Origin of the sequence: Nodosilinea sp. P-1105, assembly GCF_012911975.1 — a bacterium.
Lineage (GTDB): Bacteria > Cyanobacteriota > Cyanobacteriia > Phormidesmidales > Phormidesmidaceae > Nodosilinea.
Map to the genome: position 1 here is coordinate 1 of NZ_SMDQ01000023.1, position 18,541 is coordinate 18,541.

An 18,541-nucleotide genomic window follows, 5' to 3' on the forward strand; every position below is an offset into this window, starting at 1 on the left:
GGGAGATGGGGAGATGGGGAGATGGGGAGATGGGGAGATGGGGAGATGGGGAGATGGGGAGATGGGGAGATGGGGAGGTGGGGAGATTTTGGATTTGTAGCGTGGGTTAGGCGGTCAGGGTTAGGGCGATCGCCAGGTCCCTTAAGCTTCGCCGTAACTCACGGGGGAGAGAGGGAGAGGTGGAAATGGCGTAGGGGCAGAAGATGGGGCCATAGGATTTCCTTGTCATGGCAAAACATTGGTGTGAAATTTTAATCAATTTAACTGAGTTAGCTGATCCTGATAATTGGGTCAGTAGGTTCAGGTAAAACGCCCACCACCTAGGGAATAATTCCTAAAGGTAGCGATCGCACGCCGCCGCCCCATTGTCGGAATCGCTTGTCATCAGGGCGATCCCCGGGTATAGGCAGGCTAGACAAAGATCGGCTAAAATGGCTGTCTGCCCACTGTGGTAGGTTTCCCTGTGCGATGACCTCTGTTTGTGCGATCACCCCCGTGTATGGTTCAACTCAATAACGGCATCACCCTTTTTCTCAGCCTGCTGGTTGAAGCCATGCCCTTTCTATTGCTGGGTGTGATTTTCTCCAGTGTGCTGCTGCTGTTTGTAGATGAGCGCAGACTGTTAAGTATACTGCCCCGCAACGTGGTGTTAGCGTCTCTGTCCGGCAGTATGATTGGGTTCATGTTTCCGGTTTGCGAGTGTGGTAATGTGCCTGTCGCTCGCCGCCTGTTGATGAAAGGGGCGCCGACGGCAGTGGCCATGGGATATTTGCTGGCTGCTCCCACTGTCAACCCGATTGTGTTCTGGGCCACCTGGATGGCCTTTCGCGACCAGCCTGAAATTGTCTTTCTTCGGGTCGGCTTTACGATGATTATCGCCACCATCATCAGCCTGATCTTCAGCCGACAGAAAGATATGCGCCCCTTTCTGCAGGACAACCTGACTCGGCTAATGGGGGAGCCGGTGGATACCTCCAGCAGGAACGGTAATGGTCAGAACGGTAATGGCCCTCAGGGCAACTCAGGGGTAACCTGCCCCGCCCCGGCTGCTAGTGCCGCCGCCACCTCCCCTCTATTACAGTCCGGGACGTTTCTCATGCAGGCTCCGGGGCAGGTACTGCAATTAAATGCTCCCCCAGCCCAGGTCATGGACCAGTTAGCGCCATCGCTGCCCCCCCTCAAGGATCGGCTGCGGATGATGGGGGACAATATGGTGCTGGAGCTGCGGGAACTGGGGTCAGTGCTGATTATCGGTAGTGCCATTGCCGCCTTTGTGCAGGTGGCCATTCCCCGAGAAGTCATTCTCAGTTTGGGACAGGGGCCAATTACGTCAATTCTGGCGATGATGACCCTGGCCTGGGTGGTCTCTATCTGCTCAACGGTTGACTCCTTCTTTGCCCTATCTTTTGCATCGGTGTTTACCAGCGGGTCGCTGCTGGCATTTCTCGTATTTGGCCCCATGGTTGATTTGAAAAATATCAGCCTGTTGCTGACGGTGTTTAAAGGACGCACTATTATTTATCTGTTTGTGCTGGTGGCCCAGCTCACCTTTTTGCTGACCTTGATCATGAATCTGTATGGCGGGTAATGACCCCATGGCCATCCCCCCCGAATGATCCACGTTTGCTGTATTGATCTGTCAGGCTAGGCGGTACCCATGACCTCTCCTTCTTTGCCCCGTCGCCGGCGGCGATTGCCCAAATCCCAACGGCTGCCCTGGCAGGCCATCGTCGATAGTTTGGTGATGCTGCTGTGGGGGCTGATGTTTCTCCGGTTTGCGGTGACGGGTCAGCTGTATTTGTTACTGCACCCCGACTTTATGTGGCTGGCGCACCTGGCCATGGTGATTCTGCTGGTTTTGGGCCTAGCCCGCTTGGTCCAGGTTTGGAACATGGTTCGCCAAACGCAACCGCAAGAGACCATCCGCAGTCAGGAGCACTTTGCCCTGTTACCCCGCCGACTCAGCTGTGGGTTGCTCCTGGCGGTGGCCATGTTTGGCATGGTGTATACTCCCCGGCCTTTCATGAGTGAAACAGCCTTTCAACGGGGGATTACTGATGTGCTCGGGCAAACGCGATCGCGTCCGGAACGGTTTGTGCTCAGTGGGTCTCCCGAAGATCGCTCCATCGTCGACTGGATTCGCACCCTCAATGTTTATCCAGAACCCGATGCCTATACTGGACAGGGGGTGAAGGTCAGCGGATTTGTCACCCACATGCCCGACTGGCCCAGCAATATGTTTATGATTACTCGGTTTGTGCTCACTTGTTGTGCCGCCGATGCTTATCCCGTGGGGTTACCGGTGGAACTGCCGGAGGGGACATCCCGTCCAGAACCTGACACCTGGTTAGAGGTGGAGGGAACCATGCAAACCGACACCCTGGATGACACTCGCCAATTGGTCATTGGCTCACCCACCCTGACTGAAATCTCTCAACCCCGTAACCCCTTCGAGTATTAGCTATGGTCCGTCGTTCCCGTCGTCGTTTGCAACGTTCGCCCGCCCAGCGCCAGCCGCTGGACCGGGTCGCCATCGTGGTCATAGCCGGGCTAGCCCTAGCCATTGGTTTACTGGTGTTTTCTGGGGATCATGCCATTGCCCGGGTGCGAGAGTTTACCTGGCAAGACCGCCAGGTGGGGGCTGAAGATCGAGCCTTTGTGATCACCTTTAGTCGACCAATGGATTCAGTCAGTGTGGAGGAAAACCTGACTATTGATCCCCCTTTGCCGGGCCGAGTAAGTTGGGCTGGTCGTCGGATGGCCTACACGTTTGACCACCCGATCCCCTACGGCCAGTCCTTTAAGGTCAGTCTGCAGGATGCCCGCGATCGCTTTTCCGCCGATCTTGAGCAACCCATCAGTCGTTTTGCCCCCTTCGAGGCCAACTTTCAAACCCGCGATCGCGCCTTTCTCTACATCGGGGTTGAAGGGGACGAAGCCAATCGCCTGGTGCTGGCCGACTTACAACGGCAAGAACGCACGATTCTCACCCCCCGCCATCTATCGGTCATCCACTTTATTCCCTATCCGCTGGGGGATAAGGTATTGTTTTCTGCCAGTGACACCAGCAATGGGGGCGGGCTGCTCAGCCAAAAGCTCTATACCGTCACGACGGGTATTCACCCCCACCCCCCCGACGACTTAATGACCGGTGGTCCCTCCCTGTGGGAGCGGCTCTGGTCTCGGCCCTCGGTTGCCGCTGAGTCAGGGGAATTGGAGTTGGTTCTAGATGACAAGGACTACCAAAACCTCAAGTTTGACCTGTCCCCCGACGGCCAAACCATCGTGGTCCAGCGGGTTAATCAACAAAATCCGGCTGACTTTGGCCCCTGGGTGATTCGCCAAGGGCAGGCTCCTCGGCCCCTGGACACCGACCCCGGCGGTGACTTTTTAATTGCGCCTGACAGTCAGTCTTTGGTACTGCTGCAAGGGGAGGGCACCGCCATCATCGACCTAGAGCAACAGACACAAACTGGCCCCAGTCAGCCCCTAGATTTTCTGCCCGACTATGGTCGGGTCTTTGACCTGGCCCCCGACGGCTCAGCGGCGGCGATGGTTAATTACAACCAAAACGATCCGGAACGCCGCTTTATGGAATCCCTCTTTTTGGTCACCAATGTGGGCCAAGAAGAAGAATTGCTGCAAGTCAGCGGCGCCATTCTCGATGCCCAGTTTGACAGCGCCAAACAGTTTCTCTATGTGCTGGCTAGCGAAGTCACGGTCGACACGGACAACCGGGATGCCATCGCCAGTGAGTCCTACACTGAGCAGCCGATGCTATTGGCGATTAACCTCGAAGCGATGGCCATGACAAAGTTACTGCTGTTGCCCCAACAACAGCGAATTCACATGAGCCTTGCTCCTGACGGGTTGTCGTTGCTGCTAGACCTGGACGGTCAGGTGCATGCTGATACCCTGGAGCCTTCAGAATCAGAAAATGGCGATCGCGCCTCCATCTGGCACATTCCCCTGTTTACTGATTCAGAGGAGCGGGACACCAGTACCCCTACTGTAATTGACCCAGAGCCGTTTCCCTTCCATGGTTTGCAGGCCAGTTGGTTGCCCTAACGGCTGACAATCCCCGACCACTGCACCTGTTTTTTCCCTGTGCGCCGGTACGAAAAGAAGCGCTCCGGTTCTTGAAAGGTGCAGTGGGGGGCGATCGCCACTTGATCGGCGCTAATCCCTAATTGCTGCAACTGCCACCAGTTGACCTGGCGGACATCCAGTCGGGCTTTACCAGGTTCAGGATCCGCCAAAATTGGGGTTCCCCCTAGGTCCTGAAGGCTGTCCACGACAGTTTGATCTGGAACCTCTTCATTGGCCTGAATGTCAGCCAACGCTGCGATTGTCCGCCCGACCTGGGCCGCAACGGCCACGGAAACTTGATACACGTCTCCCGCAATGGCTGGGCCAATGGCAATGACCAGGTCCTCTAAACGACTACCCTGGGCCTGCATCTGACGTACCGTTAGCGGCAGAATTCCCTGGGCGGTGCCCCGCCACCCCGCATGGATGGCCGCCGTTTTACCCGTGGCGCGATCGCCGATCAAGACCGGATTGCAGTCTGCCGTACAGACCCATAGGGCTTGACCTGGGGCATCGCTCGTTAAGCCATCGGCTTCTGGACGGGGGCCATGGGTCACCGTCTGGGCTTGGTTAGCCGTTAAGACCTGATGCCCATGTACCTGTTTAACCCGATGAACCGAGGCCTGGTCATCCAAAATATCCGTTAAGGACTCTGGAATCTGAGGCCACCCATGGCGGGTAAAAAAGCCATGGGGCCAGGGACGTAGCAGATCGCAGACCAACGTCGGTTGGTCTTGCACCACCTGCCACTGCCAAAGTTCCGTCACAGCACTGCCTCCTATACCTGATAACTTAGGCTTGATAGCTTAAGCCTAATAGTTTAAAGACTCGCAAGGTCATAAAATCCCAGCCTCAAATCCTAACCTCATTCCGGCGCAGGCGGAAATCGATCATGGGGTAACGGCTCTCGCAGGGACTGTATTGTGAGGCGTATCGCTTAGGTCATTATGGAGCAGAGGTTAAGACACCCTTGTTCTCTATCAAGTTCTCTTAGACTTCGCCCTTCAGAGGCGACTGTCCCAACTCAGGAATGATACGGTGGACTCACACATACATGATCTTATTGATTTAATCTCACCTACGCCCGCTTATCATTCGATTTAGTATTTCGGTAGCTGCGGCTACCGAAATACCTCGGGTAGGGCTTAGGCACTATCTAAACTCCTATATCTGGAATCGCTATCGGGTGAATTTAGAACAGCTGTACCATGAGCTTGCTCGACCACCCAAAACCTTAGGGGTTTTACCCCTGTTTTGGGCCGTACGTCCGCAGTTTAGGCTGCACTGGGTTGAACAGGTGGATTCCACCAACCGTGTCCTTGGCGACCTCATGGTCGCTGGGGCAACTGCCGGTACGGTGGTCTTAGCCAAAACCCAGCGGTTGGGGCGGGGGCAGTGGGGTCGCCAGTGGCAGTCTCCAGCTGGAGGGATCTACCTCTCCCTGGGGCTAAAGCCGGAGATTCCGGTGCAGCGAAGTCTTTACCTAACCCTGGCCAGTGCCTGGGGAGTGGCTACCAGCCTTAGCAATCTTGGTCTGCCCGTGCAGGTCAAATGGCCCAATGACCTAGTGGTCAGGGGTAAAAAGCTAGGAGGGGTACTGGCTGAAACCCGTGTAGTGGGCTCTCAGATCAATGATGTGGTGGTTGGACTGGGGCTAAATGGCTTTAATCCAGTTCCGGCAACTGGTGTAACGATTCAGCAGCTCATTCAACCGGAACACCATGCCACCCCGTTGAATAGCTTGGAGGGACTAGCCGCCGTTGCCCTCTATGGCCTGATGCAAGGGTATCTGTATTGGCAAAGTCAAGGGGATGAAGCCTTTTTAGAGGTCTATCAAACCCAGATGAGCCACCTAGGACAGAGGGTTACCGTTGGCAGCGATCCAGTCCAAGTAACGGGCATAGCCCCATCCGGCAACTTGCGGGTTTGCCCCGTTGATGCCAACGCTCTGGGGGATACTCCCCTAGAAATCGAACCAGGAAAAGTGACTTTAGGCTACAATGCGTAGCGATTGATATGGTGGATAACAACAACACGAAAAGTCAGCGACAAGAGCAGCACCGTCTAGCCAAAATGTCTATCCAATGGGCCAGATCAGTGGCTTTGCTGGGCAGTCTAGGGTTAACCAGTAGTGGGTTAGCCATTGCCGACACCCGTCGGCCTAACGAGGTTAATGAGCCCTTTGAAACCTCGGCAGACTATCTAGCCCCTACCGAAAGTAGGTCCCACCACCAGTCAAACCCTAGTGTGGTCCCTCACCTAGACCCGGCTAAAGCCTCCTCAAATCAGCCTAATTTTTCGCCGTTGAGATCGTCCCCGTCAGTCCCTCTGACGTCTCCTTCTGCAGAAAACAATCTGATGCAACCCCAGGTTCCCCCTCCGGCTTCTCCGCCAGCTATTGTGGCCCCTGCGCCAGCGTCGGCTCCTACCATGGCAGAAAGCTTGCTTAAGCCGACCCCCTCGCCCACTGCAGATGCCGCTGAATCATCTACGGAACGCACGGTGCCCGCCGAAATTGCCGCTGATGAGTCAGTGCCTCAAGGCTATAACAGCGTCTTTATTGATTCCACTGACTACAGTGTGGGGGCAACCCAAGTTCCTAACGTTGTCTTTTCAGATCGCTCCAGTGGCTGCGAAATTAAAGTATCTGGCGGCCAGGTTAACCCTGGTGCCTGCAACGGTAACGCCACCAATGCTACCCGGGAAACAGCCTCTGCGTCCCAGGGGGGAAATGGGGTGCAAGTAGGGCCTGTTACGGTTGATTCTAGAGGAGTCAGCCTGGGTAACACCACGATTGTTAGCCGCGAGGCCCTGAATGAGCGGTTGCGTCCGCTCAATATCCTGCGCCGGGGCAATGAAGAATATGTGTTTCCCCTATCAACCCCGGCCCCTATCAGCTCGCTGTTTGGCTGGCGCATGCACCCCATTCAACAAACCTGGCGGTTTCATGCTGGGGTTGATTTAGCTGCGCCCACTGGTACTCCCGTGTTAGCCACCCGGTCTGGGCGGGTCGCCGTATCAGACTATTTGGGGGGCTATGGCCTCACTGTTATTCTGCGCCATGGTGACGGCGATCTAGAGTCACGCTATGCCCACTTATCTCAGTTAGCGGTCAAGCCTGGGGAGTGGGTGGAACAGGGAGAAGTGATTGGCCTAGTAGGTAGTACTGGTAATTCCACGGGGCCGCACTTACACTTTGAAGTGCGCCAACTCACTAGCCAAGGCTGGGTTGCGGTTGATCCGATCGAAGTCGTAGAACATGGCTTAGCTAACTTGATCGAATTGCTCGACAATCCAAGGCTAGCGTTAGGTCGGTCTACCCCCAATGCCGAACCAGCCGACGATGCTCTGCCGGTAGATTACCCCTTCCGTCCGGCCCAGCCCAATGCCAGCTAGGCCTAACCATTTGTCCCCACTCCTCCAGTCGGAGGGTTAAGGGCCTATGGCGTTTGGCATAGACCACACAGTGCGCTTCCATGAAACTGATGGGGCTGGAGTTGTTTATTTCGCCAATGGCCTGGTGATGTGTCACATTGCCTACGAGGCGTCCCTAGAAGCGGCTGGAGTAGACCTGGGTGACTTTTTTAGGGCCACTACTGTGGCTTATCCAGTGGTGCATGCCCAGATGGATTACCGCCGCCCCATGTACTGCGGTGATCGGGTACATGTGAAATTGACCCCAACCCGCTTGGATCAGAAAACGTTTGAGGTCACCTATCAGCTGACGGCGATCGCCCAGCCGGAAACCCTCCTGGCCCAGGCCGTCACCCGCCATGTCTGTATTGATGTTCAGACCCGCCGCCCTTGCCCCTTGCCCTCGCCAATGGAGCACTGGATTCAGCAATGGGGAATCCATGGAAGATAGATGGCAAGAATGGTTGTTTGTCGCCACCTATGTGACGTTCCTGGCGGCGATCGCCTGGCTGGTCGTCAGGCCTGGCCGTAAGGACTAATGGTCTGTTTTTTTGGCTCAAGCCTTGACCCTGCGCTCTTGGTTCAAGTCTCTTCATCGGGTTGACCGTAGGCAGCAGGATCTAGCCACCCGGCTTGCCGCATCAGCCGGGGCCAGAGCACCAGAAAGAACCCCATCCATACCGTGATCGGCACAGCCACGATCGCCGTCAACCACCAGCGATGGCCCAAGAGCCAACTGGCGGCAATTAACCCTAGCCCTGTCAGGGCAATGGACCAGGGCTGACACCACCAGGGCTTGAGCTGCCAGGGGCTAGTCAGAGGGGAGGATTTTTCCATGGAGCGCTGGGGTGATAAGAAGCGTCAACGTCAAGAAAGTGGCCTTAGCAGCGATCGCACACTCCATGGACCGTCACTTCATAACCTTCAACTTTCCACTTTGTGCTCAGGCTATGGACGTCAACATCTGATAGGGCGTCCCAGGGAATATCTGCGATCGCGCCACAGCAGCGACAACGAAAATGATGGTGGGGCTCCACATTGGCATCGTAGCGGCAGACCCCCTCTTCCAATAGCACCTCGCGCACCAGGCTGACATCTCGCAGCGCCTGCAGAGAGCTATACACCGTCGCCTGGGATGAGGTAGGAGCCGTTTGATTTAAGTCCATCAAAATATCGTCAGCGGTGGGGTGATCAGAACGCTCCAGTAAGTTGGCATACACAGCAAACCGCTGGGGCGTCACCCGCAATCCCTTTGACTTTAGCGTCTGAACAATGTGATTAGCTTGCTGCTGCATCGTGACTGACTCCTGCTAGTCGGCTCAGAACTCCTTATAGTCCTAGTTTTCATAGCCCTAGTTCTTTAGCTCTGGCTTAGCCGTGGTGGCTGAGTAAACTGCTCATAACATGGTAACACTCTAACTTGAGGGTAAACATTATTTAAGATATGCTACGAAAGATAAGTAATTTTACTTATTGATTAATTCTTAACTCGGAATTATTCTGAGTTAAGTAGCAACTGAAACGCAGTTAAGTTGTTTAATTAATTCGAGAGGTAATCTATGGCTGTTATCAAGCGCGTTCCCGACGTCACCTTCAAAACTCGTGTGCGGGATGAGTCCATCGGTGGCCCCAACCCCTATCGTTGGGAAGATCAGACCACCCAGGACATTTTTGGTGGCAAGAAGGTTGTTGTGTTCTCTTTGCCGGGTGCTTTTACCCCTACCTGCTCTTCCAACCACCTGCCCCGCTACGAAGAGCTCTATGACGAGTTCAAGGCCCAAGGTGTTGACGAGATCATCTGTGTGTCTGTGAATGACGCCTTCGTGATGTTCCAATGGGGCAAGCAAATTGGCGCTAAGAACGTCTTCCTGCTGCCCGATGGCAACGGTGAATTCACTCGCAAGATGGGGATGCTGGTTGACAAGTCGAACCTGGGCTTTGGCATGCGCTCCTGGCGTTATTCCATGCTGGTGAATGACGGCGCCATCGAGAAAATCTTTGTCGAGCCCGACTACGCTGACAACTGCCCCACCGACCCCTTTGAGGTGTCTGACGCTGACACCATGCTGGCGTACTTGAAAGGGGCTGAGCCCGCTGGTGTCTCTGAGCCTCGTCTGGCTTTCGTCGGCTAAGGTTCCTAGCATCTCTATCTGAGCCGTTCTGGTTCACCTTGCCAGGGGCAGCTCAACGCTGCCCCTGGTGTGCTTGATAGGTGTCGCCGGGGTGTTGCCTTCATGATTATATGCCTATATAATTGTTTGGTGATTAAATGTGCTGGCGTTGAGAGCTGCCATGGTTAGAGTGCCAACGGTTTCTAGTGGTTTTGTTTCCTGGGGCGATCGCCGCCAACGCCTTTAGAGATCAGTTACTGCGGTCACTATTCGTCTTGTTACTTCACGCTGTCTTTATCTATGAAACTCTCCAGTAAAAACCTCGATACTCGTCTTGATCAGGTCTATGACGCCATTGTGGTTGGCGGCGGCATGGGTGGGTTGTCAGCCGCCATTTATCTGGCCCGCTATGGACTGAACTGTTTGGTGATTGAAAAGGGCAAAGGGCGATCGGTGTGGATGCAAGATTTACGAAACTTTGTAGGCTTTGACCCTGATACCCCTGGTCGCGACATCCTAAACCACGGCATGAAACAGGCGATTGCCTGGGGAGCTGACTATCTGCGGGGCTATGTAGAAAACGTTGTAGACGAAGGGGAGCACCTGGCCGTACAGGTTAAAGTGGGCAAGAAAGACAGTATTTACCCCGTCTTTCGCACCAAATATTTGGTGGCGGCCTCCGGGGTGATTGATCGGCTACCCCAGCTTGATGACATGCAAAACGTCTATGATTACGCCGGTTATACCCTACATGTTTGTATGATCTGCGACGGCTACGACATGTGGGATCAAAAAGCTGTCCTGATTGCTGGCTCAGAATCCCAAATCAACGCGGCATTTGTGCTCAATTGGTTTACCCCCTACATTTCAGTGTTAACCCACGGGCTCTTCGCCGTCGGCGACGACATGAAGGCGAAGTTAGCGGATCACGGCTACCCCCTGTACGAAGCCCCCATCGCCAAGTTTTTGGGCCAAGACCACCAGCTTAGGGGAGTAAAACTGACTGACGGCACCGTGGTCGAAGCCACTACCGGCCTGGTCAGTATGGGGTCTACCTATCACAACCACTACCTGAAGGGGGTCCAGGGCCTAGAGTGGAGTGGCGAAAACCTGGTCACCAATACCATGGCCCAAACGACCCACGATCGCATTTTTGCCCTGGGCGACCTGAAGCAGGGCCTCAACCAAGTGTCCATTGCCGTAGCCGATGGCACCCTGGCCGCCACCCAAATTTGGCGCAACACCCGCCGGGCCAGCCCGCCTCGTAAATGGGAAGAGAATTTGGCTCAGGCGCTGGTGTCTTAGCACGGTTAGCGGTACATGGTTAGCGGTACACGGTTCGTGGTACGCGGCATCCGTACAGTCTGGGGGTTACCGTGCGCCTGATACCTTGCACCATGAACCTGACACCGTATACCGTGAACCTGCTCCCTTGCACCGCACCCTAATCAAACCCCAAATCATCGCTGCGCCCAGCATGGGCTAACGCCAGCTGATGGTATTTTTGAGCGTGCTCCAATAATTCCAGGGTTTGGTGCTCAGATACCTGACGCACCACTTTGCCGGGCACCCCCATCACCAGCGACTGGGGCGGTACATCTTTGGTCACCACCGCCCCAGCTCCAATGATGCTGCCTCGGCCAACCCGCACCCCATCCAGTACGATCGCACCAATGCCAATCAGGCTTCCCCGCTCAATATGGGCACTGTGGATAACGGCTCGGTGCCCGACGGTGACATAGTCTTCTAGGATGGTCGGGCGACCCGGATCCCCATGCAGAATGGCCCCATCCTGTACATTGGTATAAGCACCAATGGCAATACTTTCAATGTCTCCTCGTAATATGGCTCCATACCAAATGCTGCAACCTGCCGCTAGGGTAACGTGGCCCATCAGCGTAGCATTTGGGGCGACGAAAGCCGCTTTTGTGTCATCGGGTTGGGGCCAAACCGATCGGGCAGAGTAAACCATGGTAACTAGGGTCTCAAAAAAATCTCAGGATTGGGCCAATGGTGTATGTTGACTACCAAGTCAGCTGGGTTCCCAACGTATAATACGGGTACAGGTAATACGGGTATAGGAACAAATTCATTGTCCCTGGTTTTCCCCCATAGTTCACTCACCTGCTTACGCACCTACTGAGGACGCAACTGGTTTCAGCCCAATGGTTAATTCCGCTTTGCAGTATCCCATCTACGGCCCAGAAATCCAATGTCCTCATTGTCGTCAGACCATTCCGGCCTTGACCTTGACGGATACTTATCTGTGTTCGCGCCACGGGGCTTTTGAAGCTGACCCCGAGTCTAAGGAACTCGTTCACCTACAGTCGGGTCGCCACTGGCGCCAATGGGATGGCGAATGGTATCGCCAGCATACCCATCCCGACGGCATTCGTTTTGAAATTCATGAGGCCCTCGACCGACTTTATACCCAAGGATATCGAGCCACCCGGGTGATTATTGCTGAGCGTTATCAAGAGCTGGTGAATGCTTACTTAGAACGCAATTCTCCCTGGCGGGGCTCAGGAGAAGGGACCTCCTCACCCAAGCTGTATGGGCTGCCGGTAGAATTTAGCCCTCCCCCCGAACAGGATCCCCAGTGGGCCGTAATTAACTTTAACCTGGAGAAAGAGCCCGGTGTTCCGGTACGCTATCCCTATTTTCGATTGTTCGAGTAGTTTGTCTGAATGCTCCATCACGCTTCCATTCGTACCCAGGATATTCACCGGGCCATTGACTTTTACGAACACCTTGGCTTTGTAGTACACGAGCGGTTTACCGCAGGCATTACCCTAGCGTGTTGGATGGAAGGACTGGGGGGACGCATCGAATTGATTCAGGTGCCAGAACCCCGCCCTGCTGCTGATGCCTTTGGGGATGAGCATTACAGCGGTTACTATCACCTATCTTTTGATTTGACTGAGCTCACCCCCAACCTGCCTGATTGGGTCAACCAGCTGCGATCCCAAATGGCGGGCATTAAGGTGCTGCTAGAGCCCCAACAGCAAATCATTGGCGATCGCGTCTACGAGGTCGCCTTTATCGCCGACGCCGATGGGTTGCCCCTGGAGTTTATTCGGGTGCTAGGCCATGTCCAACCCTAATGGAGTGGCCCCCTTTGCCGATAACTGGGCCTACCTAAAAACTGAGCTGTCTTGGTTGGATCGGCTGCTGATGGTGGCCGTCTCCCGGCAAAAGCGGGAGATTCAAGACTTAGACGACTTTGCCCTGTCTAGCGAAGATCGGGTCACCAGCCACTGGTGGAAAGGGATTATTTACCTGAGTGGCCAACCCGGCTACGATCATGCCCGCCCGCCTAAAGCCAGTCGCAAAACTGGCAGCGGCTATGTTCAACAGCTGGAAGCTCGGATTCAGGCTAGTCAGAGTCAAGGGATTGTGCTGGCTCTGCCTGCCCTGCGGGATCAGCTCAAACTTAGCCCCTTTGAAAAAAACGTTATCCTCCTGGCCCTGGCCCCAGAAATTAACCAGCGGTTTGGTCGCCTCTATAGTTATTTGCAGTACCAGCATGACGAGTCCGACTGGGACTTGCCCACGGTTGATCTCTGTCTGCGGTTGCTCTGCCGTAATGACCAAGAGTGGCGGCGATCGCGCCCTCAAATCGCCCCTGATAGCCGTCTGGTCCACCTAGGTCTGGTGGAATGGGTGAATGCCGATGACACCACCCTACTCAGCCGTCATCTGCGTCTTCACGAAGATCTCACCACCTACCTGCTGGCCGAGTCCCCCAATCTTGCCACCATTCAGACTTGGGCCACCCCGGCCGCCAGTGACCCGGAACCTCCCGCCATCCCCACTGACCCATGGGAAAGTCTGGTACTGCCAAATTCTTTGATCAGCCAGCTGAGAACTGTTATTGCAGCTGCCAAATTCCAGGAGACACCGAGTCCAATGGTGCTGCTAACTGGGGCCGAGGGAACCGGTAAAACCTTAGCGGCACGAGTACTAGCCGCAGATTTAGGCTGGCCCCTGATCACCATCGACTTAAGCACCCTAGGCCCGAATGATGACCGTGATCCACCCGACCTAGCGGATTGGGTGACCCTACCCCCCTGTGTCTTGCACCTGACATCAGCCCCCAGCTGGTTTGGTCGCTGCCCTACGCTTGATCCAGCCCTGGTGCAGTCGTGGGTGATCCGGCGGCGACGTCAACCCGGACTGACCCTACTCAGTAGCCCTTACCTGCAATCAGTGAAACCGTCCTGGCGACAAGCGATGACTGGTGTGCTGGAATTTCCCCGTCCCGATCGGGCCACCCGGGAGGTGCTATGGCAACGGGCTATGCCTGCTGCGATCGCCCTAGAACCAGCGCTCAGTTGGTCCCATTTGGCTCAGCATCTTGCCCTCACGGGGGGCGAAATCAATACCCTAGCTCAAACAGCCAGGGCTCTGCTTCAGCCCACGGACCCTCCTGTGCTTACCCTAGGGGTTCTCCGTCAGGCGCTGGCCCTACATCATCCTGAAATGAAGCTACCGAAGCCCAAAGCTCCCCGTGCCCAGTCATCAAAATCTAAGCCTACGTGAGCCCTAAGGAGACCACCATGGATCTGACGTCAGTGACCATTACCCTACCAGAGGGAAGTAACTTAATTTTGGGACAAGCTCATTTCATCAAGACCGTCGAAGACCTTTACGAGATTATGGTGGGTACCTCAGCCCAAGCCAAATTTGGTCTGGCCTTTTGCGAAGCCTCTGGCCCTTGCTTGATTCGGGCGGCAGGTAACGATGACACCCTAAAAGCGGCCGCCATCCAAAATGCCCAGGCCATTGGTGCCGGTCACAGCTTCCTGATTTTGATCCAAGCGGCCTATCCCATCAATGTGCTAAATGCCATTAAGCAATGCCCCGAAGTATGCCGCATCTACTGCGCCACAGCCAATCCTGTCGAGGCGATCGTGGTCGAAACCGATCAGGGCAGAGGTATTTTAGGCGTGGTGGATGGCTTTTCACCCAAGGGCGTAGAAACCGCCGAAGATGTTAAAGCCCGCCATGCCCTGTTGCGTACCATTGGTTATAAACAATGACAACCCATTACACCTAGTGGTCAGTCAATCTGACACTGATGGGATCTGCGGCCTGGGGTTCACGGTTTACGGTCTGCGGTTAAAGGGTAGCCGTAGCCCTGACACCGTAAACCCTGTCAGCCCGCCACTGTTAACTTGACAGGTCACTAGGTGGCCATGGCACTGGTTGACTTCGGATCTGGCAGTTGGGTGGTAATCAAGGCCGCCACCAACACAAACAAACTAGACACCCACAGGCAACCCACCAGGCCATACCATTGGTAAAACAACCCTGAGGTAATCGTCCCTAGCAGGCGCCCCCCAGAGTTAGCCATATAGTAGAACCCCACATTCAGAGCTACATCCTTGTCTTCGGTGTAAGCCAGCACCAAGTATGAATGCACCGCCGAGTTAAAGGCAAACACAATCCCAAATACCACTAGCCCCCCCGTCACCGCGATATCTCCTCGTACGCCTGACATCAGGGTAAGGGCAATCAAAGCCGGAATGGCCGTCAAAATCGAGGTCCAAAACAGAATGGTCTTGGCCCGGGGTACCACCCTGCCGCTGCTATCTTTACGCAGTAGCTGGGGGGCCAGAAACTGCACCATGCCATAGCCGATCACCCAGATGGCCATGTAAGAGCCCACCTGCATGAAAGTCCAACCCAGCACCTCGTACAGGAAAACTGGCAGGGCCACCACGAACCACACATCCCGAGAGCCAAACAAAAAGAAGCGGGCCGCCGAAAGAACATTGATTTCTTTGCTTTTAGAAAACAGCTGACGAAAGCGCACCTTTTCGCCAATCTTGCCCATATCGGCCGGCAAAAACCAGCCCGACAGCAAAATCACAAACAGCACCGCCGCCTGAATTAGCAGCGCCTGCCGGAAGCCAACCCCTTGTAGCAGGGCAGCACCGACAAAAAACCCCACCCCCTTCAAGGCATTCTTAGATCCTGTTAGGACCGCTACCCACTTAAATAATCGCGATGCGGCTTCCTTGGGCACCACCAGGCGAATGGCACTCTTGGAGCTCATCTTAGTCAAGTCTTTGGCAATGCCAGAAAAAGCCTGGGCCGCCATCACATAGCCCACCTGTACCGGCACGACCCAGTCAGGATTCAGAAAGGCCAGCATCACCAGGGCAAAGACCTGTAAGCCAATACCCCCATATAGCGTCAGCCGCAGCCCCACCTGAGAGCCAATCCAGCCACCCAGGAAATTGGTCACCACGCCAAAAATCTCATAAAAGAGAAACAGCATGGCAATTTCAAAGGGGGTGTAGCCCAACACATGGAAGTGCAACAGCACCATCATCCGTAGGGCGCCATCAGTGATGGTGAAGCCCCAGTAGGCAGCCGTGATGATGGCGTAGTTGCGCAGGCTGGCGGGTTTGAAGGTGGAGGAGGACATGGTGGGGAGTGATGGGGTGGTGGGGGAGTGGATGGGTGGATGGGCGCTGCCCTGAGCTTGCCGAAGGGTGGATGGGTGGATGGGGTGGCGTAGGGGCGGACCCGTGTGTCCGCCCTAGCGGGGGAATGGGGAAGGAGGGAGAATTTTGGATTTTGGATTTTGGATTTTGGATTCGTAGCGTGGGTTAGGCGGCCAGGGACAGGGCGATCGCAGGTCACCCAGATCACCGCCGTACCCCACGACTGGGGGATTTGAAGTTGGAGGGGAGTAGGGGCTAGCAGGTCAGAGGCTTTGGGCCACTTTGCGGGCCAGATCTGCCATCCGGCAAGAGTAGCCCCACTCGTTGTCGTACCAGGCCAGAATCTTCACTTGGGTGCCATCCACTACCATGGTGGATAGGGCATCAATGATCGACGATCGCGGGTCGTCTTTATAATCCACAGATACCAGCGGGCGCTCTTCATAGCCCAGGATGCCGTGCAGAGGTCCATCGGCGGCCTGCTTCAGCAATTGGTTGACCTCATCCACGGTGGTGGGGCGGTCCACTTCAAAGACGCAGTCTGTCAGCGAGGCGTTGAGCAAAGGCACCCGCACAGCCAGACCGTTGAGTTTGCCTTTCAACTCTGGGTAAATTAATGTAATTGCCGTCGCTGAGCCAGTGGTGGTGGGAATCAGCGACATACCCGTGGCCCGGGCGCGGCGCAGGTCTTTGTGGGGAGCATCCACAATAGTTTGGGTGTTGGTATGGTCATGGACTGTAGTGATCACCCCGTGACGAATCCCTAGACCTTCGTGAATCACCTTCACCACTGGGGCCAGACAATTTGTGGTGCAAGAGGCGGCTGTTAGCAGGTGGTGTTCGGCTGGGTCATAGAGGTGATCATTAATGCCGTAGACCACATTTAAGGCCCCCTCTTTCACTGGCGCGGCGACGATAACTTTTCGAACCCCCGCCTTGAAGTAAGGATCAAGCAGCGCTGAGGTGCGAAACTTCCCGGAGCACTCTAGCACCAGATCTACTCCAAAGTCTGACCAAGGAATGTCACCGGGGGAGGAGCCGTCACTAAAGCCTAGAGGGGTGCCATCGATGGTGATTTTTTCGTCCCCAACAGCAACTACATCCGGTTCCCAACGACCATGGACCGAGTCAAATTTCAGCAGGTGGGCGGCAGCGGCAGTCCCGCCTTTGACGTCATTAATGTGGACAAACTCCAACTCTGGATAGGCCCAACCTGCCCGCAACACTAACCGGCCAATGCGGCCAAAGCCATTGACAGCAACTCTCACCATAGCGATTGGATCCTACTGATTAATACAATGGCCGCCAAATCTCATTGGTTTAGCCCACTAAGCCGTTGTAGACTCATCATTTCAAGAAGAATTGATTTGTCTGTAGACTCATCATTTCAAAAAAAATTGATTTGTCAAGTTATCCAGATCACAAAGAAACCCCCAGGCCAGCAGAATGGCCTGGGGGTTTGGGGTATTGGGGGCAGGTGCTGGGTACGGGTATCGGGTGACGGGTATCGGGTGGCGGGTATCGGGTGGCGGGTATCGGATGCAGGCATCGATATCCCCTCCTGGGAGGCCTGTACTGAGTATGTCGAAGTAGGCAGGGGTGGGTAACACGGTTCACGGTTCACGGCTCACGACTTGCCGTACACCTTGTACCGTGAACCGCAAACCTAACACCTGATACCTCAATCTAATGTCCCGACGGGGGATCTCCACTAAACGGTTGCACCCCAGTGGCGGGATAGTCATCGTGGGTGGGACCAAATAGCTCCAGAATGGCTTCCACCAGATCGCCCAAAAAGCCTTTCTGTTCTTTGATCACTGGCAAAGCCTGGCGCACATGGTCGGGGGAAAAGTCGTAGCCTTTCGCTTCTCCTAAGTTAATTAACTCACGTTGATCGTCGATGGCCTGCACCTGACTCTTGAGATCAGGATCTTGAGCGGCCTGCTGTAGAAATGAGAGTGCATTTTCCTTAGACATGATTATGACTCCGAGTAACTGGGCCTGGGTGAGGTGGGATAGGCTGCGCATTGACCATTTCTTGCCAAGGTCAAATTTACCTCTAGTGCCACCCCTAGTGTCGCCCTAGAGATGCCGAACGGGGATCAGACTCAACAGAACCTTGCATTTCTTGAAACATCGCAACTCCACTGTGGCTTTAGATCCCCGTTTTTACTCCCCCCGAGCGTCTCAGATGGCTAGAGGGTGGCCTAGCATTTGCCGCAAAGCAGGATAGCAAGATAGAATAGGTTAAGGAATGTTAATACTTTTCTGAGAAAAAATTAACATTCTATCTTCTTTGACGCCTACCTCAAGCTAGGGTTTTAGTCTCAACCGATTAAACCGTAGTGGGGGGTGAGGTTCTCCCCACTGCTGAGTACAAGTGTTTCCTCGTAAAGTATTAATAAGCTGATTGTTGTTCTAACCCTATTTTTCTTCATTAACCACTTTTTTCTCCTCAGCCCACTAGCGGAT

Annotated in this window: 20 protein-coding genes; 12 read left to right on the forward strand and 8 right to left on the reverse strand. The window is 54.8% G+C overall.

Going from position 1 to position 18,541, the window contains the following annotated elements; translation table 11 throughout:
- Positions 1–106: 106 nt before the first annotated feature.
- Positions 107–229: a hypothetical protein gene (locus E1H13_RS27670; RefSeq protein WP_256378516.1), complete on the reverse strand. Its 123-nt coding sequence runs from the start codon at positions 227–229 to the stop codon at positions 107–109.
- Positions 230–499: 270 nt separating this feature from the next.
- On the opposite strand from E1H13_RS27670, the gene E1H13_RS11845 reads away from it, so the two are divergent.
- From E1H13_RS11845 to E1H13_RS11855, 3 genes are all read left to right on the forward strand, one after another.
- Positions 500–1,588, forward strand: coding sequence for a permease (locus E1H13_RS11845; RefSeq protein ID WP_169613627.1), 1,089 nt, complete (start codon positions 500–502; stop codon positions 1,586–1,588).
- 69 nt (positions 1,589–1,657) lie between these two features.
- Positions 1,658–2,461, forward strand: a complete 804-nt coding sequence (locus tag E1H13_RS11850; protein ID WP_206070382.1) for a TIGR03943 family protein — start codon at positions 1,658–1,660, stop codon at positions 2,459–2,461.
- Between the two features lie 2 nt (positions 2,462–2,463).
- Positions 2,464–4,068 carry a hypothetical protein gene (locus E1H13_RS11855; RefSeq protein ID WP_169613628.1) on the forward strand — a complete coding sequence of 535 codons (1,605 nt, stop codon included), beginning with the start codon at positions 2,464–2,466 and terminating at the stop codon, positions 4,066–4,068.
- Here the strand turns inward: E1H13_RS11855 and pgeF are convergent.
- A complete protein-coding gene (gene pgeF, locus E1H13_RS11860; RefSeq protein WP_169613629.1) occupies positions 4,065–4,856 on the reverse strand; it encodes a peptidoglycan editing factor PgeF in 792 nt (263 codons plus the stop codon). The genes E1H13_RS11855 and pgeF overlap by 4 nt on opposite strands.
- A gap of 419 nt (positions 4,857–5,275) precedes the next feature.
- On the opposite strand from pgeF, the gene E1H13_RS11865 reads away from it, so the two are divergent.
- From E1H13_RS11865 to E1H13_RS11875, 3 genes are read left to right on the forward strand one after another with little or no spacing between them, the layout of a single operon-like run.
- The gene (locus tag E1H13_RS11865; RefSeq protein ID WP_169613630.1) at positions 5,276–6,097 is read left to right on the forward strand and encodes a biotin--[acetyl-CoA-carboxylase] ligase; all 822 of its coding nucleotides are present in this window, start codon (positions 5,276–5,278) and stop codon (positions 6,095–6,097) included.
- Positions 6,098–6,105: 8 nt separating this feature from the next.
- Positions 6,106–7,485, forward strand: a complete 1,380-nt coding sequence (locus E1H13_RS11870) for a M23 family metallopeptidase (protein WP_169613631.1) — start codon at positions 6,106–6,108, stop codon at positions 7,483–7,485.
- Positions 7,486–7,531: 46 nt separating this feature from the next.
- Positions 7,532–7,954, forward strand: a complete 423-nt coding sequence (locus E1H13_RS11875) for a thioesterase family protein (RefSeq protein ID WP_169613632.1) — start codon at positions 7,532–7,534, stop codon at positions 7,952–7,954.
- A gap of 131 nt (positions 7,955–8,085) precedes the next feature.
- On the opposite strand, the gene E1H13_RS11880 is transcribed toward E1H13_RS11875, so the two are convergent.
- Together E1H13_RS11880 and E1H13_RS11885 are read right to left on the reverse strand one after the other, a co-directional pair.
- Positions 8,086–8,340, reverse strand: a complete 255-nt coding sequence (locus tag E1H13_RS11880; RefSeq protein WP_169613633.1) for a DUF6737 family protein — start codon at positions 8,338–8,340, stop codon at positions 8,086–8,088.
- Between the two features lie 44 nt (positions 8,341–8,384).
- Positions 8,385–8,798: a Fur family transcriptional regulator gene (locus E1H13_RS11885; RefSeq protein ID WP_169613634.1), complete on the reverse strand. Its 414-nt coding sequence runs from the start codon at positions 8,796–8,798 to the stop codon at positions 8,385–8,387.
- A gap of 264 nt (positions 8,799–9,062) precedes the next feature.
- Here E1H13_RS11885 and E1H13_RS11890 point away from each other — a divergent pair, with 264 nt between their 5' ends.
- Both E1H13_RS11890 and E1H13_RS11895 read left to right on the forward strand, forming a co-directional pair.
- Positions 9,063–9,635 (forward strand): peroxiredoxin, encoded by a 573-nt coding sequence (locus tag E1H13_RS11890; RefSeq protein ID WP_169613635.1) that lies wholly within the window; start codon positions 9,063–9,065, stop codon positions 9,633–9,635.
- Positions 9,636–9,914: 279 nt separating this feature from the next.
- Positions 9,915–10,919, forward strand: coding sequence for an NAD(P)/FAD-dependent oxidoreductase (locus E1H13_RS11895; RefSeq protein WP_169613636.1), 1,005 nt, complete (start codon positions 9,915–9,917; stop codon positions 10,917–10,919).
- Between the two features lie 139 nt (positions 10,920–11,058).
- Here the strand turns inward: E1H13_RS11895 and E1H13_RS11900 are convergent, their stop codons facing one another.
- A complete protein-coding gene (locus tag E1H13_RS11900) occupies positions 11,059–11,586 on the reverse strand; it encodes a gamma carbonic anhydrase family protein (RefSeq protein WP_169613637.1) in 528 nt (175 codons plus the stop codon).
- A 193-nt stretch (positions 11,587–11,779) separates the two neighbouring features.
- On the opposite strand from E1H13_RS11900, the gene E1H13_RS11905 reads away from it, so the two are divergent.
- Genes E1H13_RS11905 through E1H13_RS11920 form a run of 4 tightly spaced genes read left to right on the forward strand, consistent with a single transcriptional unit; the run spans position 11,780 to position 14,656 of the window.
- Positions 11,780–12,292: a TIGR02652 family protein gene (locus tag E1H13_RS11905; protein WP_169613638.1), complete on the forward strand. Its 513-nt coding sequence runs from the start codon at positions 11,780–11,782 to the stop codon at positions 12,290–12,292.
- A gap of 9 nt (positions 12,293–12,301) precedes the next feature.
- Positions 12,302–12,718, forward strand: a complete 417-nt coding sequence (locus E1H13_RS11910; protein ID WP_169613639.1) for a VOC family protein — start codon at positions 12,302–12,304, stop codon at positions 12,716–12,718.
- Positions 12,705–14,156: an AAA family ATPase gene (locus E1H13_RS11915; RefSeq protein WP_169613640.1), complete on the forward strand. Its 1,452-nt coding sequence runs from the start codon at positions 12,705–12,707 to the stop codon at positions 14,154–14,156. Before E1H13_RS11910 ends, E1H13_RS11915 begins: the two co-directional genes overlap by 14 nt.
- A 17-nt stretch (positions 14,157–14,173) precedes the next feature.
- Positions 14,174–14,656, forward strand: a complete 483-nt coding sequence (locus E1H13_RS11920; RefSeq protein WP_169613641.1) for an adenosine-specific kinase — start codon at positions 14,174–14,176, stop codon at positions 14,654–14,656.
- Positions 14,657–14,802: 146 nt separating this feature from the next.
- Here E1H13_RS11920 and arsJ read toward each other — a convergent pair whose 3' ends face one another.
- The 3 genes from arsJ to E1H13_RS11935 form a co-directional block, all read right to left on the reverse strand.
- Positions 14,803–16,050: an organoarsenical effux MFS transporter ArsJ gene (gene arsJ / locus E1H13_RS11925; protein ID WP_169613642.1), complete on the reverse strand. Its 1,248-nt coding sequence runs from the start codon at positions 16,048–16,050 to the stop codon at positions 14,803–14,805.
- 282 nt (positions 16,051–16,332) lie between these two features.
- Entirely contained in the window at positions 16,333–17,340 is a 1,008-nt protein-coding gene (locus E1H13_RS11930; protein ID WP_169613643.1) for an ArsJ-associated glyceraldehyde-3-phosphate dehydrogenase, read from the reverse strand.
- 415 nt (positions 17,341–17,755) lie between these two features.
- Positions 17,756–18,046, reverse strand: a complete 291-nt coding sequence (locus tag E1H13_RS11935; RefSeq protein WP_169613644.1) for a Nif11-like leader peptide family natural product precursor — start codon at positions 18,044–18,046, stop codon at positions 17,756–17,758.
- Positions 18,047–18,541: the final 495 nt, after the last annotated feature.